This window comes from Paraburkholderia sp. A1RI_3L (assembly GCF_048957895.1).
Lineage (GTDB): Bacteria > Pseudomonadota > Gammaproteobacteria > Burkholderiales > Burkholderiaceae > Paraburkholderia > Paraburkholderia kururiensis.
Window position 1 is genome coordinate 247,715 of sequence record NZ_JARCHA010000010.1, and the last position, 21,221, is coordinate 268,935.

18 protein-coding genes and 2 pseudogenes are annotated in these 21,221 nt (G+C 63.6%); 6 read left to right on the plus strand and 14 right to left on the minus strand.

What is annotated here, in order from left to right:
- Positions 1-16 precede the first annotated feature (16 nt).
- The 3 genes from PXJ20_RS24815 to PXJ20_RS24825 all read left to right on the plus strand — a co-directional run bounded on the left by PXJ20_RS24815 (position 17) and on the right by PXJ20_RS24825 (position 3,813).
- Positions 17-652, plus strand: coding sequence for a DsbA family oxidoreductase (locus PXJ20_RS24815; protein WP_421031786.1), 636 nt, complete (start codon positions 17-19; stop codon positions 650-652).
- A gap of 271 nt (positions 653-923) precedes the next feature.
- Complete coding sequence (locus PXJ20_RS24820) at positions 924-2,714, plus strand: FAD-binding oxidoreductase (protein WP_421031785.1); 1,791 nt, start codon at positions 924-926, stop codon at positions 2,712-2,714.
- Positions 2,715-3,225: 511 nt separating this feature from the next.
- On the plus strand, positions 3,226-3,813 hold the full coding sequence (locus tag PXJ20_RS24825; protein WP_421031784.1) for an ATP phosphoribosyltransferase regulatory subunit: 588 nt from the start codon (positions 3,226-3,228) through the stop codon (positions 3,811-3,813).
- 507 nt (positions 3,814-4,320) lie between these two features.
- Here the strand turns inward: PXJ20_RS24825 and hutG are convergent.
- The 8 genes and pseudogenes from hutG to PXJ20_RS24865 form a co-directional block, all read right to left on the minus strand.
- Positions 4,321-5,138: pseudogene (gene hutG, locus PXJ20_RS24830) on the minus strand (N-formylglutamate deformylase).
- 28 nt (positions 5,139-5,166) lie between these two features.
- Positions 5,167-6,567, minus strand: coding sequence for a formimidoylglutamate deiminase (locus PXJ20_RS24835; protein WP_421031783.1), 1,401 nt, complete (start codon positions 6,565-6,567; stop codon positions 5,167-5,169).
- A pseudogene (locus tag PXJ20_RS24840) lies at positions 6,564-7,107 on the minus strand (HutD family protein). Before PXJ20_RS24840 ends, PXJ20_RS24835 begins: the two are co-directional and overlap by 4 nt.
- Complete coding sequence (locus PXJ20_RS24845) at positions 7,104-7,868, minus strand: amino acid ABC transporter ATP-binding protein (protein WP_017774877.1); 765 nt, start codon at positions 7,866-7,868, stop codon at positions 7,104-7,106. The pseudogene PXJ20_RS24840 and the gene PXJ20_RS24845 overlap by 4 nt, the downstream one beginning before the upstream one ends.
- A complete protein-coding gene (locus tag PXJ20_RS24850; protein ID WP_017774876.1) occupies positions 7,865-8,533 on the minus strand; it encodes an amino acid ABC transporter permease in 669 nt (222 codons plus the stop codon). Before PXJ20_RS24850 ends, PXJ20_RS24845 begins: the two co-directional genes overlap by 4 nt.
- A 17-nt stretch (positions 8,534-8,550) precedes the next feature.
- Positions 8,551-9,324: a transporter substrate-binding domain-containing protein gene (locus PXJ20_RS24855; protein WP_277598759.1), complete on the minus strand. Its 774-nt coding sequence runs from the start codon at positions 9,322-9,324 to the stop codon at positions 8,551-8,553.
- 40 nt (positions 9,325-9,364) lie between these two features.
- A complete protein-coding gene (locus PXJ20_RS24860; RefSeq protein WP_421031782.1) occupies positions 9,365-10,114 on the minus strand; it encodes an IclR family transcriptional regulator in 750 nt (249 codons plus the stop codon).
- A gap of 604 nt (positions 10,115-10,718) precedes the next feature.
- Positions 10,719-11,651 carry a LysR family transcriptional regulator gene (locus tag PXJ20_RS24865; protein ID WP_017774873.1) on the minus strand — a complete coding sequence of 311 codons (933 nt, stop codon included), beginning with the start codon at positions 11,649-11,651 and terminating at the stop codon, positions 10,719-10,721.
- A 217-nt stretch (positions 11,652-11,868) separates the two neighbouring features.
- On the opposite strand from PXJ20_RS24865, the gene PXJ20_RS24870 reads away from it, so the two are divergent.
- The 3 genes from PXJ20_RS24870 to PXJ20_RS24880 all read left to right on the plus strand — a co-directional run bounded on the left by PXJ20_RS24870 (position 11,869) and on the right by PXJ20_RS24880 (position 15,213).
- Positions 11,869-13,182 (plus strand): serine hydrolase domain-containing protein, encoded by a 1,314-nt coding sequence (locus tag PXJ20_RS24870; protein ID WP_421032631.1) that lies wholly within the window; start codon positions 11,869-11,871, stop codon positions 13,180-13,182.
- A gap of 64 nt (positions 13,183-13,246) precedes the next feature.
- On the plus strand, positions 13,247-14,113 hold the full coding sequence (locus PXJ20_RS24875; protein WP_421031781.1) for an NmrA family NAD(P)-binding protein: 867 nt from the start codon (positions 13,247-13,249) through the stop codon (positions 14,111-14,113).
- An 80-nt stretch (positions 14,114-14,193) separates the two neighbouring features.
- Positions 14,194-15,213 carry an aldo/keto reductase gene (locus PXJ20_RS24880; RefSeq protein WP_421031780.1) on the plus strand — a complete coding sequence of 340 codons (1,020 nt, stop codon included), beginning with the start codon at positions 14,194-14,196 and terminating at the stop codon, positions 15,211-15,213.
- 202 nt (positions 15,214-15,415) lie between these two features.
- Here PXJ20_RS24880 and PXJ20_RS24885 read toward each other — a convergent pair whose 3' ends face one another.
- The 6 genes from PXJ20_RS24885 to PXJ20_RS24910 are packed head-to-tail and all read right to left on the minus strand — an operon-like array spanning position 15,416 to position 21,191.
- Entirely contained in the window at positions 15,416-16,384 is a 969-nt protein-coding gene (locus PXJ20_RS24885) for an NAD-dependent epimerase/dehydratase family protein (RefSeq protein WP_421031779.1), read from the minus strand.
- Positions 16,381-17,418 (minus strand): fumarylacetoacetate hydrolase family protein, encoded by a 1,038-nt coding sequence (locus tag PXJ20_RS24890; protein WP_421031778.1) that lies wholly within the window; start codon positions 17,416-17,418, stop codon positions 16,381-16,383. The genes PXJ20_RS24885 and PXJ20_RS24890 overlap by 4 nt, the downstream gene beginning before the upstream one ends.
- Positions 17,415-18,011, minus strand: a complete 597-nt coding sequence (locus PXJ20_RS24895) for a cupin domain-containing protein (protein ID WP_421031777.1) — start codon at positions 18,009-18,011, stop codon at positions 17,415-17,417. The genes PXJ20_RS24890 and PXJ20_RS24895 overlap by 4 nt, the downstream gene beginning before the upstream one ends.
- Positions 18,008-18,823 carry a cyclase family protein gene (locus PXJ20_RS24900; RefSeq protein ID WP_421031776.1) on the minus strand — a complete coding sequence of 272 codons (816 nt, stop codon included), beginning with the start codon at positions 18,821-18,823 and terminating at the stop codon, positions 18,008-18,010. The genes PXJ20_RS24895 and PXJ20_RS24900 overlap by 4 nt, the downstream gene beginning before the upstream one ends.
- On the minus strand, positions 18,820-20,046 hold the full coding sequence (locus PXJ20_RS24905) for an MFS transporter (protein ID WP_421031775.1): 1,227 nt from the start codon (positions 20,044-20,046) through the stop codon (positions 18,820-18,822). The genes PXJ20_RS24900 and PXJ20_RS24905 overlap by 4 nt, the downstream gene beginning before the upstream one ends.
- Positions 20,047-20,060: 14 nt before the next feature.
- Positions 20,061-21,191, minus strand: coding sequence for an FAD-dependent oxidoreductase (locus PXJ20_RS24910; protein WP_421031774.1), 1,131 nt, complete (start codon positions 21,189-21,191; stop codon positions 20,061-20,063).
- Positions 21,192-21,221 lie beyond the last annotated feature (30 nt).

A 21,221-nucleotide genomic window follows, 5' to 3' on the forward strand; every position in this document is an offset into this window, starting at 1 on the left:
CCGCCAGAACATGGTTATGCAAATAGATCTCTATACTGAAATCACATGCCCGTGGTGCATCGTCGGGTATCACCGTCTCGACAAAGTGCTGGCGGAGCGTTTTCCCGACCTGGCCGTTGATATCCGGCAGCATCCCGTTCTGCTGCTGCCCGATGCGCCGGCAGGTGGCCTCTATATTCCCGACTTGCTGCGTTCGCGCTACGGCATCACCGATCCGAAGGTCGCCTTTGCTCGCCCTGAAGGAGAAGCCCGCGCTTCGGGCTTCGACCTGGATCTTGGCCGCCAGCTCTGGGCCTATCCGACTCAAGCTGCTCATGCCGTGATTCTGGCAGCCGCTGGGCTTAACATGCAGCACAGGCTCGCAGTTGCAATCACCGATGCCTACTTCATCACGGCCAGGAACATCTCCGATGCGGATGTGCTGGCCGACATCGCCGCCGACTGCGGTTTTGACCGCGACCAGGCTCGTGCTATCGCACTTGATCCTGAACAGCACCGCCGCGTCGAGCAGGAAGCGGCCAGGTCGGCCGGTGCCGGGGTCCGTTCGGTTCCTCACTTTGTCTTTGGGGAAAGCATTGCCATCAATGGGGGGCGCAGCGAAGACGAGATTGCTGCGGCAATACAAGCGGCTTTCGGCGCAATCTCTATCTGATGCGGCTTCCTCGCATCCAACGACTCGGAACTCGGCGTACGTCAGGTCGATAAGGTTCTGCGGCACTGTTGACCGTGTTGGCCGATGCCCGACCAAAAAGACCGGCGGTCGGATGATTCATTTCTGGCGTCGCCCTGACAGTTGAATGTCGCTTCTATCTTTGGTGGCGGTCATTCAGTTATTCGGCCGATGGAGCCAACCAGACTCGCTTTAGAATCCAGAAAAGAAGGTTCGCCAAACTACTGGCCTCCCGATAAGAAATAGAGACGACATGAAGAGACGATGCCTTCTGAAGGGCGCTGCCGCCCTGCCTTTCCTTCCCACCACCACGATCTTTGCCGACGTGATTCCAGCCGTTGCTGGAGCGGCCCGCGTCCGGCCTGGCGACCCTGAGTGGCCGGTGGCAGAGGAGTGGGAGGCGCTGAGTCGCGCAGTCAGTGGAAATTTGTTGCGGCCGACGACCATCTGGCAGACCTGTGCGCAAGCGCCCCGCACACCCGACTGTCTCGCTCGCCTGGGGGAAGCGCGAAACCCGATCGCGCTCGGCGACGATCCTGGGGGCACCCAGGTCTCAGGCTGGCTCGACGGATGGGCGCCCCGCGCGAGCGCCTACGCTGTGGCGGCCCGTTCTACCTCGGACGTGGTTGCGGGCATCAATTTCGTCCGTCGACACAATTTACGTCTGGTGGTGAAGGGCGGGGGCCATAGTTACCTTGGCGGCTCGAACGCGCCGGATTCCCTTTTGATCTGGACACGGGCGATGAACCGCATCGAGTTGCACGATGCGTTCGTTCCATTGGGTTCCTCGATGCCTCCGGCGCCGGCTGTGACTGCAGAGGCCGGCTGCATGTGGATCGACGTCTACACTGCCGTCACCACCCAGGCGGGGCGATACGTCCAGGGCGGCGGCTGTGCGAGCGTGGGGGTGGCCGGCCTCGTGCAGGGCGGCGGTTTCGGATCGTTCTCGAAGCGTTACGGATTAGCGGCCGCGAGCCTGCTCCAAGCCGAGATCGTCACCGCTGACGGCATTGTCCGTACGGTCAACGCATCGCGGGAGCCCGATCTTTTTTGGGCGCTGAAAGGCGGAGGTGGCGGCAGCTTCGGTGTGGTGACCCGGGTCACTTTGCAGACCCACGATCTGCCCGAGCACTTTGGTTGGGCCGAGTTCAGGGTCAAGGCGTCATCGCGTGAGGCCTACGGACGGCTGGTGGAACGGCTCGTTGATCACTACGCCGAAAACCTGTTCAACCCCCAATGGGGCGAGCAGCTTGTTTTTCACGAAGACGAAATCCACGTGTCGATGGTATGTCAGGGCCTCAACGACGGACAGGCCAAATCGGTCTGGGCACCTTTCATCGATTGGGTACGAACCTCATCGGCAGATTTCACCTTCAACGACGAGCCTCAGATCGGCGCCGGTCCCGCACGCCGCTGGTGGGATCTCAAGTCCAACCCGGGACTGGTACGCGACCCGCGGGCTGGAGCGACCACCCAGCACGGTTGGTGGCGAGGAGATGAAGACCAGGCCTCACTATTCCTGTACGGCTACGAGTCACAATGGCTGCCCGCGACGCTTCTCGAACCAACCCAACGCAGTCAATTTGCTGGAGCGCTCATGGCCGCCGTCCAATTTCAGGCCGTGGAACTGCATGTCAACAAGGGACTCGCGGGCGCCCCCACGGAGGTGAAGGAACACGCACGTCAGTGCGCGATGAATCCGAAAGTTGCTGATGCTTTCGCCTTGGCGATCGTGGCTGCGGGCGGTCCGCCGCCGTTTGCGGGTCTCCCGATCCCACCGCCTGACATGACAGAGGCCCATAGCCAAGCCGAGCGTGTGGCCAAAGCCGCGGGCATTATTAAAGCATTGTCACCGCAAAGCGGTTCCTATCTTTCGGAAACAGATTTTTTCCGTGGAGATTGGCGCGAAGCGTTTTGGGGGGCGAATTATGCGCGGCTGAAAGCGATCAAGAACCGCTACGACCCCGCGGGATTCTTTTTCGTCCATCACGGGGTCGGGAGCGAGGACTGGAGTCCCGACGGCTTCACGCCGGTGCAGTCGTGACCTTTTGGATGTCCGTTCATCGAGTTACAGCGGTCGCGCGACGTTCATTCGGACAACAGACCGCTCTGGGTCAGGGCACGCCTTTTGCATCGCGCGCACGCCCGCGACGATCGCCGCGCTCGGTCGTCAGGCTCTGGTCGGCCAGACCCGGTCAGTCGGTAACAGAGCATAAATCGTCGACGATCCTTAGCCGTGCGACTAGTTTTGGGCCTTGAGATTATGCCGTGGCCTCCGAGACGTGGGAATCTGTTCACAAATGAAATTTAGTGTGCCAATATGACTGGCATGGAACTCCGTAACGTCCTGAACCAGTCGCTTCATCATCACGGCCGCCACCCGATGCGCCGTGGTTCGTTACGTCCATAACAGGACATCCGGGATTGCAGTTTCCCCTCCTGTACAACGACCAAGGCGCCTACGGCGCCTTTTTTATTTTTTACCCAGAGGAGAACTCTCATGACCATGATTCGCGGAACACGCTTCATCGTTGGCAAGGAAGCCGCACAAATTCGTGCTATGGAAACCCGATTCCGGAGCTATCTTCATTAAGGTTGGAGCAGAGGAGGCGATTGTCCCCGCGTTGTGGTCGCAAGATACATTCATTCAAAAAGCTGGCGGCAGCGAGATCATCGGCCAGATGTGGGCCTTTCCCGATAAAAAGGGACGCGCTTGCTGCCTGATTCCTGAGGCAACAGCACTGTTCCAGGAGCGATGCAACGAACTGCTGGGCCGACAACGTGAGCGGATGTTGTTTTATATCGCTCGATGCTACCGCTACGAACGACCTCAAGCCGGCCGATACCGCGAATTCTCCCAACTAGGATTTGAGTATCTATGTCCCGATCCAGAATCCGCAGTCAAGCGCAGCCTGGAAGCAGCGATCGGCTTTTTAGATTCGCTCGGCCTTCGCTATGAAATAGACGATTCGGCCCGTAGAGGCCTCAGCTACTATCTGAACGGGCGGGGCTTCGAAATCCGCTGTACCGAACTCGGAGCACAACAGCAAGTGGTTGGTGGCGGTGCATATCAGGAGGGAGCAGGATTCGGCATCGGCGCTGAACGACTATTGTTAGCGATGACCGCTCAAGGACTTGTGTAGCGAACTCCATTGTCGACGTAGCTTGCGGCTTGGGACAGTCGCAAGCTCCATATCGCCGGCTAATAGGATGGTGCGAACGTCCGCTCTCCGCAGTCTTGACTGTCCCTTGTGGGTCGGGTCACGCCTTTTGCATCGCGAGCACGCCCGCGACGATCGCCGCGCACGGTCGTGGGGCTCTGGTCGGCCAAAAAAGGGACCTTGACTCGATTGAGGCGCGAGACATTCAGGGGTCTCGTCAAGCCAACAAGCGATCTTTCAGCACAGAGCGCCGACCCGAGCTGTCGACCTTAGCCGACGTAGTCACGGGGCCGCAGCACTTTTCCATGCGCTTCACTCTCTTCGACGCTACTGGGCTTTCACTTCCGCATTCGGAATACGCGCGCCTGCTCCGAGCGCTGGTGAAGTTCTGCAAGCGTGTATTGGCCAGAGCGTCCCTGCTCGGTCGGATTGGCGCTCGTGGTGTTCAGAATGTACTTCCAAGAGATCCCGCGGCAGGAAGTATCGCCCTCATTTCGCCCGCGAGGCGCTCGGAGTCAGCTTGACGATTGCGTCGAGCGCACCATTCACCATGCCGCGTACCACTGGCTCCACTTTCTTCGCGACTTCGGGCAGATAGTCGAACGGTGCGTCCTCGCTCATATAGGTGGACTGGCACATCTCCAGTTGCACCGCATGCACGCCGTCCTGCGGCGCGCCGGCGTGCCGAGTGATAAAGCCGCCCTTGAAGCGGCCGTTCACAATCCACGTGAACGGACTCGCCGCGGCGACGCGCTGCACCGCTTCCTGCACGGAAAGCGCGGCGGTGCGGCCATCCTGGGTGCCGATGTTCAGGTCCGGAAGCTTGCCTTCGAAAAGGCGCGGTAGCACGCTCGCTATCGAGTGCGCTTCCCACAGCAGCACGTTGCGATGCTGACGGCGCAGGCGCGTCACTTCTTCATGTAAGGCGTCGTGATACGGCTGCCAGTACGTGGCTACTCGGCGATTGCGCTCTGCCGCGTCCGGCGCGCGGCCCTCGCGATACAGCGGCTCACCGCGAAAGGTTTCGGTCGGGCACAACGACGTGGTCGTCTGCCCGGGATACAGGCTTTCGTCGTTCGACGGCCGGTTCAGGTCGATCACGTAACGCGACACGCGCGCACCGAGAATCGTGGCGCCGAGGGCGCGGGCGAATCCGTAGAGGCGGTCCAGATGCCAGTCGGTGTCAGCGACCGTCAGCGCGATATCGGTGTACCGGTCGCGCAGCGCATCCGGGATCTGCGTGCCCAGATGGGGAATGGAATCATCAGCGGCGCGTCGCCGCGTTCGAGTGAGAAAAGATCGTTCATGGTGCCCGGGATCGGTTGACGGTTGCGCTCAGGCGTCGGCGAGAAGCTGCGCCAACGCCCGGCGATAGTCCGCGTAAAGCCTGGTTTCGTCGCGATGACGGCGCTCGTGGATCACGCGCTCGCCGCCGACGAAGACGTCGCGCACCGGTGTTTCGCCGTGCTCGCAGAAGACGGTGGACGACAGCCACGTCGCGCTGGTCTGCTCCGCGAGATCGGGATGGTCAGGATCGAGCACGATCCAGTCCGCTCGCGCGCCCTGCTTGAGGGCGCCGGCCGCGCGGCCGGTCGCACGTGCGCCGCCCGCAAGCGCGCCCTGGAACAGACGGTCGGCGACATGCGATGCCTGCGGCGAGGCCAGCACGTTGCGCTGACGCCGCGCCAGCCGCTGGCCATATTCGAGCAGGCGCAGTTCCGCGCGCCAGTCCACGCCGATATGGCTATCCGAGCCGACGCCGAATGCGCCTCCTGCATCGAGATAGTCGCTTGCGGGGAACAGGCCGTCGCCAAGATTCGCTTCGGTCGTAAGGCACAGGCCTGCAATCGCGCCGCTCTTCGCGAGCGCGAGCGTTTCGCGTTCGTCGACGTGCGTCGCATGCACGAGACACCAGCGCGCGCCGACATCGAAATGTTCGAGCAGCCATTGCACGGGCCGAGCGCCGAGCGCCGCAACGCAGTCATCGACCTCCGCGGTCTGCTCGGCAATGTGGATATGCACTGGCGCGCCGGGCGACATTGCGTCGAGTCCCTCGAGCGCGGCGCGTAATGAATCGCCCGATACAGCGCGCAGCGAGTGCGGCGCGATTCCGTAACGCAGCGCGCCATGCTCCGGACGCGCGGCGCGCAGCGTGCCGAGAAGCTCCAGAAAGGCGTCGGTCGCGTTGATGAAGCGGCGCTGGTCAGCGCGCGGCGGTCGTGCGCCGAAACCGCTGTACTGATAGAGCACCGGCAGCATCGTCATACCGATGCCGGTTTCGCAGGCGGCATCCACGACACGCTGTGCGAGTTCGGCCGGATGCGCGTGACGGCCGCCGTCCTGCGCGTGGTGCACGTAGTGGAACTCACAGACGGACGTATAGCCCGCCTTGAGCATCTCGACATACAGCCAGCGCGCTATCGCACCGAGCGTCTCGGGCGTGATGCGTGCGGCGAAGCGGTACATCAGGTCGCGCCAGCTCCAGAAGCTGTCCGTGGGATTGGCGCGGTATTCCGTGAGGCCGGCCATGGCGCGCTGAAACGCATGCGAATGCAGGTTCGGCATGCCCGGAATGACCGGCCCCGCTGCGCGCACGGCATCCGCCGGCGCGGGGGTCGTGTCGGGCGTAACTGCGATGAGCGTACCCGCGTCGTTCCACTCGATCAGTACGTTGGTGCGCCAGCCGTCCGGCAGCAGCGCATGCGCTGCAAAGAGCGATTTCGGAGATGAATTCAAGAGTTGGCTTCCGTATCCAGCGACGTGCACACCAGCACGCCGTCTCCTTGTATGGCGATCTCGACGGGATTCGCCCGGTCGATGCGCAGCGTGTCGAGTGGCGTCAGCGCAATGCACGCCGGGCCGGCCCGCACCTCGACCGATCCCTGAGCGCAAAGCAGCAGCGCCGTGTCAGCGGCGAAGGTCCGGCGCCCAGGCGCGCGCACGATGTCGACCGACGCGCGCGCCGCGGTACGTCATCAGGTTAAACACCCGCACCGGGCCGTTTGCGAGGTGCGCCGTCACCGGCGCCTCGCCGGTGAAGCGAGCAACGTCGAACGCACCCAGGACACCTACGCCGCGGAGCGTCATCCCTGCGCCGTCGAGAACCATCAACAGGCGATCGACGCCTTCGAAGCGCGAGAACGGCCCGTCGCAATCGATATCGGCGATGCTCACGCGCCAGGCGTGCGCACAAGACGCGACTTCGCGCGTGAGGCCGCCGCCGTTCTTCCACGGCGCCGCCGCGAGCGCGGCGCCGCGTATCAAAGTCGGGTTCATGCGCGCGACAGCACCGCCTGCAGGAAAGAGCGCGTGCGGGGTTGCGTGGGCGTCGAGAAAATCTGCGCGGGCGGCCCCGCTTCGACGATCTCACCGCCGTCCATCACGACCACGACGTCCGCCACTTCCTTCGCGAAGCCCATCTCGTGCGTGACGACGAGCATGGTCATGCCTTCGGAGGCGAGCAGCTTCATCACCTGCAGCACTTCGCCCACGAGCTCGGGGTCGAGCGCCGAAGTCGGTTCGTCGAAGAGCATGACGCGCGGCTGCATTGCCAGAGCCCGCGCGATGGCGACGCGCTGCTTTTGGCCGCCCGAAAGGCTGGCGGGCATTGCATGCGCCTTGTGCTCAAGGCCCACCTTCTTAAGCAAGGCGAGCGCGGCGGCCTCTGCATCGGCTTTCGAAGTGCCGCGCAGCATTCGCGGACCCACCGTTATGTTGTGCAACACCGAAAGGTGCGGGAACAGATTGAACGACTGGAACACCATACCGACTTCGGTGCGCAGTGCGTTGAGCGAGCGTTCCTTTAGCACAGTGCCGTGATCGACGAGCCGGTGGCCGCAAATATCGATCGTGCCGCGCTCGGGCTGCTCCAGCCCGTTGCAGCAGCGCAGGAACGTGCTCTTGCCGGAACCGCTCGGCCCGATCACGACCACGACCTGGCTCGGCTGGATGTCGAAGTCGATGCCGTTCAATACGCGATGCGCGCCGAACGACTTCGTGAGTTCACGAATGCTGACGATTGGTTGAACGCTGCTCATTGCACCATGCCTCCTGCGCGCAGCCGCCGCTCGACGCGATGAAGAATGAAGTTGGTCGCCTGCGTGAGCACGAGATACACGAGCGCGATCACGATATACACTTCGAGCGACCGGTAGGACACGCTGATGATTTTCTGGCCTTCGTGCATGAGGTCGTCAATCGTCAGTAGCGACACCAGGGCCGAGTTCTTGATCAGCGCGATGAACTCGTTGCCGAGCGGGGGAATCATGCGCACGATGGCCTGCGGCAGAATGATCGCGCGCATGGCCTGTCCCGACGACATGCCGATGGAGCGCGCCGCTTCCATCTGTCCTCGATCCACGGACTGAATCGCGCCACGCACGATCTCCGAGACGTAGGCCGCCGAATACAACCCGAGCCCGAGCATGCCGCAGACGAACGCGGGGAGCAGGATGTTGAACTGCGGCAGGCCAAAGAACAGCAGGAACAGCTGCACGAGCAGCGGTGTGCCGCGGAAGAAGATCAGGTAGCCGGTGCAAAAGCCGTAGACGAGCCGCCGTTGCGGATAGAGCCGGCCGATGCCAATCAGGAGGCCGAGCAGGCACGAGAGCACGAGCGCGGCGGCGGTCACTTCAACTGTGACCAGCGCGCCGTGCGCGATGTCGGCCCAACCGGCGAACGCCGGCGTGAAGTCGAGTTGCATGAGTCAGGTCCGCCGGATTACTTGGCGTTCGCCGCAGTGCTGGCACTCGTGCCGAACCACTTCTTCACGATGGCGTCGTAGGTGCCGTCCGTCTTGATCTTCGCGAGCGCGGCGTTCATCTGGTCTCGTAGTTGCGGTTCGTCCTTGCGCACCGCGATGCCGTACGCTTCGGTCGTCAACTCCTTGTCGAGCACGCGGAAACCGGGGCGCGTGCGCACAAACTGATACGCGGCGGGCTTGCCAGTGACGGCGGCATCGGCGCGGCCGATACCAACGAGATCAAACATCTCCTGGTTCTTTTCCACCTCCACTCGCTGCACCTGCGGATAGTTGTCACGCAGGAAATTGACTGACTTCGTGCCGACCTGCACGCTTACTTTCTTGCCGTTGAGATCGGCGAGGGTCTTGATCGGCGAGTCTGCCTTGACCAGCGCGGAGAGACCGCCCGCGAAGTACGGCTGCGTGAAGTCGACAACCTGCGCGCGCTCCGGCGTGATGTAGATGGCTGAGATTGCTGCGTCGAAACGGCGCGCCACGAGACCCGGAATCAGCCCCTTGAAGTCGATGTCGGTCCACTGCACCTGCTTGCCCATAGTCTTGGCCAGCGCGTTCATGATGTCGATGTCGAAGCCGGTGCGCTGGCCTTTGTCGACGAATTCCATCGGCGGGAAAGTGGCGTCGGTCGCGACATTGAGCACGTTCGAATCCTGCGCGGACGCCGTGCCGGGCGAGATCGCGGTCATCAGCGCCATGCCAAGGGTTGCAGCGGAAAGAAGGCTTTTCAGTTTCATGGTGTGGGCTCCAGAGTGTGTGGTCGTCGTTGGGTGAGGTTCAGGCAGATTGCAGTCGGGTGGAGATGCTGTTGGCCGTGCGCACGGTCCAGTCGGCGAGTTGTTGTTCGCGGCCCGCGGCGCGCGAGGACGGGGCCATCAGCGTGATCGATGCGCTCGCGCCCGCGCCGCGCGACATGCGCCGGAACACGGGCGCACTCACGCCCCAGACGCCGGGATCGACTTCGCTGTCGCTCATGGCGTAACCGCGCGCGCGAATGCGCTCGAGCTCCGTTTCGAGGGCGGCCCGCGCCGCGTCGTCGCCGGCGAACTGGCGCTCCAGTGTTTCGTTGCGCGTTTTCTGCGCCATGAAGGCGAGCAGCGACTTAGCGGACGCACCTGCGCGCAACGGCACCGCGCGGCCTTTTTCGAACGAGCAACGCAGCGAGTGCGTGCTCTCGACCATCTCGAGGCAGATCACCTGGTCGTTCACGGCGATGATGAGCCCGACGCTCTCCTGCGTCGCGCGCGAGAGTTCCGCCATGCCGTCGCGGCTCGCTTCGACCAGCATCGAATTGATGTCGAAGCCGAGTGCGAGCTGCAGGCTCACAGGACCAGGGGCATAGCAGCCCGCGTCTTCCGTCACGAAGCCCCAGCGCTTAAGCAGCGCGATTTGGCGATAGAGCGTGCTTTGCGCGAGGCCGGTCACGCCGAGCATGTCCTTCACGGACATGGCCTTGCCGTGGCTCGCGAGCGCAGCAAGTACGAGCAGCAGGCGCTCGGCGCCGATGACGCTGGATTCCTGTTTCACGTTGAGTTTTGCCCGAAGAGATGCGATTCCGATGACGCAGAATGCCACGTCGCTCCCGCTGGACAAAAATGCGATTCCCATTCAATGGGAATTATGAGCCAGGGTTTACGCTATCTCGCACCTAAAACGATGCTCAGGCGCAGCAGTACCGCAATGCCAACGTCGCCTCGATCGCACGGCGCCAGGCAGTGTTAGCTCTTTTAAGTTTGGAGCTGCCAGCTTGAAACACTCGCGGGCTAATCGACTGGTCGGAGGAAAGCAGCGATGGTTTCTTCCAACACATGGCCTCGTTTGACGCGTCGTTTGATCAGGGCGCGGCCATCATGACATCGCGTTCCGTGATTTTTTAGATTTCGGCCCTGCGGTCGAATGACCGGTGTATTTCATTACCCGACGCGAAAATCATGATCGAGCGACCAGCGGCTCAGGGTCGTGTTATGCCTGTCGCGTCGCGCGGCCGCCCGGCGATGTTCGTCGCGCTCTTTGCTCGGGCGGTAGCTGCCAACAGTCGACGTTCGCGGCATAAACATGGACGACCGCTGACGATCGGTAACCGGCCGACTTACCTCGCCTCGCCAAGTCGCCGCAGCAGGCCGCAGCAGCACTAGCTCGTGCCGATGCGGCAGTTATCGCTGGTCAGCTCGATAACAAAGTCGAGAAAAGCCCTCGTCTTTGCCGGCAGATGATGCCGCGACGGGTAGTAGGCGTAAAAGGGATACCGCTCGTCCGTCCATTCCGGAAACAGATTGACCAGGCGGCCCTCGGCAATCAGATGCTCGGCGCCAAGCAGCAGCATCTGTGCAATTCCTGAGCCGGCGAGACATGCATTGAGAAGCGCGCCAGGATCGTTGACCGTGAGGCGACCTCGGGTGTCGACCAGGATGCGTTTTCGCCTGCGATGGAATTCCCACGGGAACGGCTTGCCCGTCTGCGGATTACGAAATTCAAGACATCTGTGGTGGCCGCTTTCGAGTTCTTCCGGTTTGGCAGGGCATCCCCAACGGGCGATATACGACGGCGCCGCGACCGTCACAATGCCGCTATCGAGCAGTTTTCGCGCGATCAGGGTGGATGTCCTGGGCTCGCCGAATCGTAGCGCGAGGTCGAAGCCGTCCATGACGAGGTCGCCCAGACTATCTCGCGCAATGAACTCGATTTCGAGCTCGGGGTGCGCGTCCATGAACTCATCAAGCCGTTGCCCGAGAATGATCCGGTAGAAAACGGGATCCAGATTGACTCTCAGCTTTCCGCGCACAGCCGACGCGCCACCTGCCGCGGCAGCGGCTGCTTCCTCCAGTCCTGCGAGGTGGGGCATGACCTGCTCGTAAAAGCGGCGGCCCTCTTCTGTCAGGGAGACGGACCGTGTCGTTCGGTTGAAGAGCCGGATCTTCAATTTCTTCTCCAGCCTCGCAATCGCCCGACTGACGCCTGGCGGCGACATGCCTAAGACTTCCGAAGCGGCCGCAAAGGTCCCTGCATCGACTACCGCAGCGAACACGCTAATGCCGCCGGACAACTTCTCGCTACTGGATTTCATGGTCTCACGCGTACTACGGGTGATGGATAGCAAGCGATCGGCTTAAGAACAGCCCAGCATCATCGCACCGGACGGCCACGCCGCATACAGGTTGTAACCATGCCTCATTAGTGACCCAATGTCACTTATCTAATGCCATCCATGTCATTTGGTTTCGAGCGGCATTTCCGCAGAATGCGCCTCACCGAAACATCATTCATTCGGAGAGGAACGCAAAATGACTGCTCGACTGAATCGGCGTCATCTTTTGAAAGGGGCGTCGAGCCTGCTGGCCGTCGCGACGCTTGGCGGGTTCGCAAGCCGTCATGCACAGGCGGCGCCACGCCGTTCGACAGGGGACGCGGCGCTGATCCATCACCCGGCCTGCACATCGATCGATCAATGCCTGCAAGGGGCCGTCGACGATGGCACGGTAGCCGGTGTTGTCGCCATGGGTGCGACGGAACGCGGGATCGTGTACGAGGGAGCGCGCGGTCGGGCGAATATTCATGGTCGGGAGAGCATCGGCCCTGACACCATCTTCTGGCTCCTGTCGATGACCAAGGCGATTACCGCCACCGCGTGCATGCAACTCGTCGAACACGGCAAGCTGCGACTGGATCAGCCTGCTGGTGAGATCCTCCCGCAGTTGAAGGCGCCCCGGATTCTCGAGGGGTTCGACGCTTCAGGACAGCCGAAGCTGCGCCCCGCGCGTAACGCGATCACGGTGCGTCACCTGCTGACGCATACCTCCGGCTTCACATACAGCATCTGGAGCGACAGGCTGAGCCAATACGAGAAGGCGACGGGCATGCCCGACATCGGCTGCTCGATGAACGGCGCATTCGCGGCGCCGCTCGAGTTCGAGCCCGGCGAACGCTGGGAGTACGGCATCGGCATGGACTGGATCGGCAAGCTGGTCGAAGCGGTGACGGACCAGTCGCTGGAGGTCTACTTCCGCGAGCACATCTTCGAACCGCTGGGCATGCGTAACACGGGCTTCCTGATCGGCAGTGCGCAAAAACAGCGCGTCGCCACCATGCACAGGCGTCAGGCAGACGGGTTACTGGTGCCCGAGCCGTTCGAGATCAACCAGCGCCCCGAGTTCTTCATGGGCGGTGGTGGACTGTTCAGTACGCCGCGCGACTACATGGCGTTCCTGCAGATGCTGTTGAACGGCGGCACGTATCGCGGCGACCGCGTGCTGCGTGCCGACACTGTCGCGATGATGTTTCGCAACCACATCGGTGATCTGCAGGTTACCGAAATGGAGACGGCCCAACCGTCGTGGTCGAACAGCTTCGATCAGTTTCCGGGCGCGGCGCACAAGTGGGGATTGTCGTTTGACATCAACACCCAGCCCGGACCACACGGACGCAGTGCGGGCAGCGTGAGCTGGGCCGGGCTGCTGAACACGTACTTCTGGGTGGATCCCGTCAAGCGCGTCGCCGGATCGCTTTTTACACAGATGCTGCCTTTCTACGATGCCCGCGTGGTGAATCTCTACGGGCAATTCGAGCGGGCGTTTTACGACGGTTTGCCGCGCGCCTGAGCGCCTCGCGGCCGCTGCTTCGGCGAGGCGCCACCTTTATTTACCCATGTAAGGAGAACGAGCAATGTTTGCGATTACGGGAATCACGGGCAAGGTCGGCGGCGCAGTTGCCCGCCGGCTTCTCGCGGCAGGTCAACCGGTGCGTGGCGTCGTGCGCGACGTCACACGAGCGGGAGCATGGGCAGAACGCGGCTGCGAACTCGCGACGGCTCGCATGGAAGACGCTTCGTCGCTCACCGCTGCGTTCGAAGGCGCAAAGGGTGTTTTCATCCTGCCTCCTTCCGAGTTCGATCCGGAGCCTGGATTTCCCGAGGCGCGGGCGGTGATCGACGCCGTGTCGACGGCGATCGTGAAGGCACGACCCGAAAAAGTGGTTTGCCTGTCGACGATCGGGGCTCAAGCGCACGAAAGCAATTTGCTCACGCAGCGCACGTTGATGGAGCAGGCGTTGCGCGAGATGCCAATGCCGGTGACCTTCCTGCGGCCGGGCTGGTTCATGGAAAACGCGGCATGGGACGTCGCGTCCGCGCGTGACGACGGTGTTATCGCCAGTTACCTGCAGCCGCTCGACAAGCCCGTACCGATGGTTGGCACCGCAGACGTCGGGCGAGTTGCGGCCGAACTTCTCCAGCAGACGTGGAGCGGCGTACGCGTCGTCGAGCTCGAAGGCCCGCGCCGGGTATCGCCCAACGATCTCGCGTCGACATTCGCTCGCGTGCTCGGTCGCCCCGTCCGCGCCGAGGTGGTCGACAGGCAGACCTGGGAAGCGCTGTTCCGCTCGCAGGGCATGAAATATCCGCTGCCACGGATGCGCATGCTGGATGGGTTCAACGAAGGTTGGATCGATTTCGAGAGCAATCCTGACGAAATAGTCCGCGGTGATGTCGAGCTTGATACGGTTCTGGGCGAGCTTGTGTCACGTTCCGTCTGAACGGAGCCGATGGGCCGACGCGGGCAACTGCGCGTGGACAGGCCATTGCATCTCATTGCCGTACACACAAGGAATACACGATGGAATACAGCACACTGGGTAGAACCGGCCTGCGCGTCTCACGGCTGAGCCTGGGCGCAATGACGTTCGGGGCCGGCTCAGGCGTCTGGAGCGACATTGCCGGACTGGACAGCGCTCAGGCCGCCCGGCTTGTCGCGATGGCCGTGGAGCGCGGCGTCAACCTGATCGACACGGCGGACGCTTACTCACAGGGCCGCTCCGAAGAAGTTGTGGGGGAGGTTCTACGCGCGCTGGGCCTCGACGAAAGCCGGATGCTCGTCGCGACCAAGGTCCGGCTGCGCACCGGCTCCGGCCATAACGACGTGGGGTTGGGCCGCTCGCACATCATGCGCACGGTGGAGACAAGTCTGAAGAGAATCGGCCGCGATCACATCGACCTGTTCCAACTGCACGATCGCGACTTACTTGTGCCGCTCGATGAAACGCTTCGTGTTCTTGATGACCTGGTTACACAGGGCAAGGTGCGTCACATCGGCGTGTGCAATTTCAGCGCTGCTGATATCGAGCGGGCGTTCGGCATAACGACCCGCACAGATCGCATACCTCTTGCGAGCAATCAGGTTCACTACTCGCTGACGAGCCGCGACGTCGAGCACGAAGTCATGCCTGTCGCTGCGGCAAACAAGCTGGGCCTGCTGGTCTGGAGCCCGCTCGCAGGCGGTTACCTGAGCGGCAAGTACGGACCGACGCGTGAGACTGCGGGGCGCCGTGCGAAACTCGACTTTCCGCCCGTTGATGCAGTCAGGGCCGCGCCAATCCTTGAAGTATTGCGTGAAGTGGCCAACGAACTGGCGACTACGCCAGCGCAAGTCGCACTGGCGTGGCTACTCGCGCGCGAGCAGATGACTTCTGTCATCGTCGGAGCTCGAACGCCGGAGCAACTCGCGGAAAATCTCGATGCGCAAAACCTTCTGCTGACCCCTGAACAGCTCACACGCCTCGATGAGGTCTCTGCGACGCCAATGCCGTTTCCGCATTGGATGCAACACTTCCATGACCGGGATCGCGTTCCCCGGTGATCAGCAACAGCACGGTAGAGAGCAGACGTGACTGTACGACCCTGAACGGTGGCAACGGGATATGAGGCGTGCGGCATATCCACTTCCAGGCCAGGGCAGCGCTATTTAACCCGACCCAGGTCGCGCCGCGACCCATAAAGCCCGCACCCTTTGCTGAGTGGCGCTGAATCTAACGTTCGGTCGCGTCAACACAAACACTCATCTATTTCAGGGTTCCGTCTTCCCCCTCGAGCGCGGCCTCTACGAGCGCGTCGATCGTGCCATCGTCCTTGAAACCGGCCGCGAGCGCGCGGCCGTCCGTGAGTGGCGGTTGCCTTCCGAAGCGCTGTTCGATGCGCTCCACGGGCGCGTAGTCGATCTCGAACGCGCCGAAACGCCGGCGCAAGGCCTCCACGATCTGGCCCACGGACAGATGCAATACCGGAGGCGTCCAGACTCGCCCGGCATGCAGATGCGCCGCCGGCATGCGTGCGGCGTGCAGCAGGTTGTCGACGCAGCATCTTCGCGACATCCACCATACGGTGGCCGCGGGCGAAACGGGGCACGTATAGGCCTCGCCGCGCTGCGCCATGCGAAAAAGCTGGCTCATGAACGCCGACCCATGCCCCGACGACAACTCCGGCCGCGCCACGATGCCCGGCAGACGCAGCGAGCGGCCGTCGAGCATGCCGCGGCGCGTCCAGTCAGCGAGGAGCAGTTCGCCGACGAGCTTGTGCGTGCCGTAGCTGATGGTCGGTTGTGGCGCTGTGTGCTCATCGACGGAGCAAGGCAACGGTTCGCCTAACACCGCGACGCTGCTCGCGTAGACGACGCGCGCCGCCCGTCCTTCGTACTGCGCCGCCTGCTTCGCGAGACGTTCGAACAGCGCGAGCATGCCCCACAGATTCACGCTGTCGCCCACGGCCGGTTCGGCTTCCGCCTGCGCGCCCGGCACGCTTGCCAGATGAAAGACGACGTCCACCGGTTTGGCCAGGAGCGGTTCGAGCACCTGCGGGCTGCCGAAATCGCCGGCAACCGCGGTAACGCGAGCATCGCCTTGCGCCAGCCCCATCTGCCGATCGATCAGCACGAGTTCCGACACATCGCCGCGCTGCGCGATGCCTTCGCGCAGCAGCCGGTGGACGAGCGCGGTCCCGACGAACCCGCCCGCTCCCGTAACAAGCACTCTCATGATCGCGGCGCCTGGGTTGCGACCTCATTCGCGACCTCTTCTGCGCCGCCAAGCGCACGCACCACCTGCTGGTCGATCGACCCAAACGGCGCGCCGCCCGCGTCGTCGCGAGCCGTCATGCGAACCCGGTCGCCAAACTGCATGAACGGCGTGCGCGCCTTCCCTTCGTCGATCATTTCGATCACGCGCCGCTCGGCAATGCATGCGGACCCTGCGTGGCGGTCCACGTTCGACACCGTACCGGAGCCGACGATCGTCCCCGCCGACAGCCTGCGCGTGCGCGCGGCATGCGCGATGAGGTCGCCGAAACCGAAGTTCATTTCACCGCCATGCGGATACCCGAACCAGCGATCGTTCCAGTCCACATGCAAACGCAGATGCACGCGGCCGTCGTGCCAATGCTCGCCCAGTTCGTCCGGCGTGACCGCGACGGGCGCAAAGCTCGTGGAGGGCTTGGCCTGCAGAAACCCGAAGCCGCTCTTCATCTCGCGTGGCCCGAACGCGCGCAGGCTCCAGTCGTTGAGCTGCACGACGAGGCGGACGTGCCGAAGCGCATCGCGAGGCGACACGCCCATCGGCACGTTCGCCACCACCACGCCGAACTCGCCTTCGAAGTCGATGCCGTGGTCTTCGTCAGGCAAAGGCACGTCCTGATGCGGCCCAAGAAAGTCGTCGCTCGCGCCCTGGTACATGACCGGCACCGTATCGAACTCGGGAATGGGCGGCGTATTGAACGCCTGTTCCATCAGGCGACCGTGGTTCAGGAACGCCGAGCCGTCGCACCATTGAGGGCTGCGCGGCAACGGCGCGGCGCAGGCCCGCGGATCGAACGGGCGCGCCTCGGGCAAGGCGCCGGCATTGAGCGCGTCGTAACGTGCCTCGAGAAGCGGCGCGACTGCGTCCCAACGTTGCAGCGCATCGAGCAACGTCGGCGCAATCGGCGTGGCCTCCACCGCATAACGAAGGTCGCGCGACACGAGCAGCAGGCGGCCGTCGGCGCCATCCACGCCATCGGGTAACGAACTGAATTTCATTGCGTCTCCCCTTGCGCCCTGCTCGCGAGCGCGGCGGCAATGGCCGGGTCGTAGACGCCGTCGATCAATACGAACAGCATCCGGCACATACGCCCCGAACGATTCGCCCAGGCATGGTTGGTCCCACGCTGAATCACCACGCTGCCCGGCTTCAACGCGACCTCGGCATCGTCCAGAATCAACGTCATCTCGCCTTCCATCACGACGCCATAGTCGATCGACTCCGTGCGATGCATGAGCGGATGCGGCGAATCGGCCTGGACGGTGGACGCATCGGCATCGCCTATCTGGCTGAACGCGGCATGCATGTTCGCGGCGCCGTGCGCGAGAAACTCCGGCGTGTCGGGCGGAATGTCGACGAAGCGCATGCGCGTGCCCTGGCTGGGCGGCGGCAACATGAGCGCGCCGACGGTGGGATCGGAGCCGTTGTTCACCGCAGCCGGACTTTCCGACGTGCTCCAGACTTCGTGGAACACCGTGCCGGGAATCGCGGCAATCTCTGCAACGTTAGGCAACGGCCCATCGGACACGACGATCGCCCGGCCGTTGGCGTCATGGCCGGTCACGACGCGGCGAATGGTGGGAAAGCTCATGCCGCGGGCTCCGCATTGGGTTGATCGAAAATCGCGACGGCACGCGTCCAGCCCGCCGAAGCGCCGCGAATCTTGTGCGGAAAGCAGCTGATCGTGAAGCCGGTGGGCGGCAGCGCTTCGAGGTTGTGCAGTTTCTCCAGATGGCAATAGCCGATGTCGCGTCCGGCCTTGTGCCCTTCCCAGATCAGCGACGTATCGCCCGTCTGCGCAATCTTCTTCGCGGTATAGGAGAACGGCGCGTCCCAACTCCAGGCGTCGGTGCCCGTCAGACGCACGCCACGCTCCAGCAGATACAGCGTCGCCTCGTAGCCCATGCCGCAGCCTGCGTTCACGTAATCGCCGTGCCCATAGCGCGAGCCGGCCCGCGTGTTCACGACGACGATGTCGAGCGGCTGCAACGTGTGGCCGATACGTACCAGCTCGGCCTCGACATCGGCGGCGCTCGCGACGTAGCCGTCCGGGAAATGGCGGAAATCGAGCTTCACGCCGGGCTGGAAACACCACTCCAGCGGCACCTCGTCGATCGTGATGGACGGCCGCGCCTCGCCGAGCATCGCGTCCATGGTCGAATGGAAATGCCAGGGCGCGTCCAGATGCGTGCCGCTGTGCGTGGTGAGCGTGACCCATTCCGCGGCGGCAGCCTCGCCGTCGGGGTAATCCTCGGGCTTCGTGCCCGGCAGCATGGCCATGAACTCGGGCAACGTGTCTGCGTGCTTCTGGTACGAGATCTTCGGCGCGAGCGGCGGCGGATCAGACAGCACATCGTTCTCCAGATAGATGGAGAGATCGACAAACCGGCGAACAGGCTTCATGCCTTGACTCCTTGCGAATCAGGACGGCTCTCGAGCCGCGAAAAGCAGAACACCGCCGCCACCGCCATCACGACCGCCGCAACGCCCAGGCTGCCGTAGCCCGAGTGCTTGACGAGCGTGCCGCCCAGAAGCGGCCCGATCGCGGCGCCCGTCATCAGCATGGCCGGCGTCGCGGCAACGGCGCGTCCAGTACGGTCGATGCGGGCGAGCATGCCGAAGGCGAAGGTGTGGGTGAAGATCATCACGGCGGCAAAGACCGAGGTGGCTGCTGCATACGGCCCGAAGGTCGCGCTCTGCGTGATGATCAACGCCAGCGCAGCCTGCACGATGGGGCCGGCCTGCACCACCCTGCGGCCGGCAATGCGCCGTTCGAGCAACCCCGCCACAGGCGCCGGAAACAGGTTGACGAGGCCGAGCGCGATCAGCGTGCCCGTCACGGCGCCGAAGCCGAAGCCGTGGTCGAGCCCGATGCGCTGCACGAAGCTGAAGAGCATCGACTGCGTGAGCCCCATGCATCCCACGCCCACCATGCCGAACCAGACCGCGCGCTCGAAGCGCGGCTCGGCCACCGTCGTCGTGCTGCGTTGCGCGCGAACGGACGGAAACGCCAGCGCGCAGGCCACCGTCGCCACACCCATGACGCCCGCGAAGACGCGAAACAGCGTGGGACCGCCGTGTTGCGCGATCAAGGCAGGCGTCGCGCCCAGAAACGCGATCGCGAACACACCCAGCGCTAGCCCCGCAATAGCGAACAGGCGATGCGGATGGCGGCTGCGTCCAATCGTGCCGTGCGTAAAGCTCAAGCCGCATCCCACGGCGATACCGGCCACCGCGTGTAGAACCGCCATCGCCGCATAGCCGTCTATCGACACGACGCCGACAAACGCGAGCGTCGCCACGCCGAAGCCGAGCGTCGCCATGACGCGCGCCGGCAGACGGTTCAGGCGCGGCGAGAAGAACAGGCTGGCCACCACGGCGCCCGCCAGAAAAAGCGTGGCGAGCAGCCCGGCCTGCTCTGCATCGAGCCGGTATGCGCCGATCAAGGTGCCCACCCATACCGGCAAGGCAACCAGATCGACCATGCCGGCACAGTGCGAGACCATCAGGACAACAATGCCGGATGTGCGCAACCGGGCTGCTGAATCCGTGTCCGCATCGGTGCCGCCCGGGAGGTCGACGTGCGCGGCATGCGCCGCGTGTGTCGCAGAAAGGTTCGTTTCCATCGCGCCTCCCGTCGTCAGATCGGCTGCGCGAGACGCTGGTGCGTCTCGCGCATGATGCGGGTGTGTTCGGCCTTGTCGCCGCCGGTAATCTCGATCTCGCCAAGGCGCCCCGAGTTTTCCACCACCATGCGGCAGCGCTCCCAGCGCCGTGCCTGAAAAGCCTGCAATGCCGCCTGCACTGTCGCGCCGCGCCCCAGTTCCTCGGCCAGCACGATGCCGTCTTCTATGCCGATGCCCGCGCCCGATGCCATATGCGGCGTGGTGGCGTGTACCGCGTCGCCCACCAGCACCACGCGTGCGTTGAACCACGGCTGCGGCAGCAGCAGGCTTTCCAGCGGACGATAGTTGCAGCGCGACTGCGGCCCGAGCTGCGCGCGGATGGACTGCACCAGCGGCGCGCCGAACGACGCCAGCAGATCCGAGAGCATGCGCGGCCAGTGGGCGGGATCGATGTGCTCGTTCGTCGGCCGGTCTTCGGTGACGAAGACGTACATCTCTTCCTGCGAAACGGGATTGACGCCGGCCTTCACCTTCTGCCCGAGCCACATCGTCGCGCAGACGATCTCCGCCGGACGCGGCACGACCGCGCGCCACACGCCCTGGCCCGTGTAGCGCGGCTTTGGCGCATCCGGGAACACGGCGGCCCGCACCGTCGAGTAGAGGCCGTCGGCGCCTACTACGAGGTCGTAGCTGTTTCGTGTGCCGTCGGTGAAGATCACGTCCACACCATCTTCGCGCTGCGCGATTTGCGAGAACGTGCAGCCGAGCCGCACGTGCACGCCGGCCGCACGCGTCGCATTGGCGAGAATCTCGGCCAGCGCGGGACGCATGATGGCCGCGCCGCCGGGCACATCGTCGCCCGCTACGCGCGGCGTGGGCAACGTGCCGATCGGCTGGCCCGCGGCGGTGAACAGGTTCACGCCGTCGCCGCCGTAGCCGCGTTCGAAGAAGGCGTCGAGCACGCCCACGGTGCGCAACGCACGCAGCGTCGGGCCGCCGATGCTGATGCCCGCGCCATACGAGCGCCAGCCCTCGTCGATCTCCACGAGATCGACCGTCATGCCGAGCTTCGCGCACTGAATCGCCGTAGCCATGCCGGAGAAGCCTCCGCCGATGACGAGGACGCGCTGGATAGGGGTGGTCATCTGGGTGTCTCCTTGGGTGTTATGTGATGA

Coding starts and splice junctions, on each gene's coding strand:
- PXJ20_RS24815 (WP_421031786.1), top strand. CDS start 17: ATGCAAATAGATCTCTATACTGAAATCACATGCCCGTGGTGCATCGTC.
- PXJ20_RS24820 (WP_421031785.1), top strand. CDS start 924: ATGAAGAGACGATGCCTTCTGAAGGGCGCTGCCGCCCTGCCTTTCCTT.
- PXJ20_RS24845 (WP_017774877.1), bottom strand. CDS start 7,868: ATGAGCAGCGTTCAACCAATCGTCAGCATTCGTGAACTCACGAAGTCG.
- PXJ20_RS24850 (WP_017774876.1), bottom strand. CDS start 8,533: ATGCAACTCGACTTCACGCCGGCGTTCGCCGGTTGGGCCGACATCGCG.
- PXJ20_RS24855 (WP_277598759.1), bottom strand. CDS start 9,324: ATGAAACTGAAAAGCCTTCTTTCCGCTGCAACCCTTGGCATGGCGCTG.
- PXJ20_RS24865 (WP_017774873.1), bottom strand. CDS start 11,651: ATGAAATCCAGTAGCGAGAAGTTGTCCGGCGGCATTAGCGTGTTCGCT.
- PXJ20_RS24870 (WP_421032631.1), top strand. CDS start 11,869: ATGACTGCTCGACTGAATCGGCGTCATCTTTTGAAAGGGGCGTCGAGC.
- PXJ20_RS24875 (WP_421031781.1), top strand. CDS start 13,247: ATGTTTGCGATTACGGGAATCACGGGCAAGGTCGGCGGCGCAGTTGCC.
- PXJ20_RS24880 (WP_421031780.1), top strand. CDS start 14,194: ATGGAATACAGCACACTGGGTAGAACCGGCCTGCGCGTCTCACGGCTG.
- PXJ20_RS24885 (WP_421031779.1), bottom strand. CDS start 16,384: ATGAGAGTGCTTGTTACGGGAGCGGGCGGGTTCGTCGGGACCGCGCTC.
- PXJ20_RS24890 (WP_421031778.1), bottom strand. CDS start 17,418: ATGAAATTCAGTTCGTTACCCGATGGCGTGGATGGCGCCGACGGCCGC.
- PXJ20_RS24895 (WP_421031777.1), bottom strand. CDS start 18,011: ATGAGCTTTCCCACCATTCGCCGCGTCGTGACCGGCCATGACGCCAAC.
- PXJ20_RS24900 (WP_421031776.1), bottom strand. CDS start 18,823: ATGAAGCCTGTTCGCCGGTTTGTCGATCTCTCCATCTATCTGGAGAAC.
- PXJ20_RS24905 (WP_421031775.1), bottom strand. CDS start 20,046: ATGGAAACGAACCTTTCTGCGACACACGCGGCGCATGCCGCGCACGTC.
- PXJ20_RS24910 (WP_421031774.1), bottom strand. CDS start 21,191: ATGACCACCCCTATCCAGCGCGTCCTCGTCATCGGCGGAGGCTTCTCC.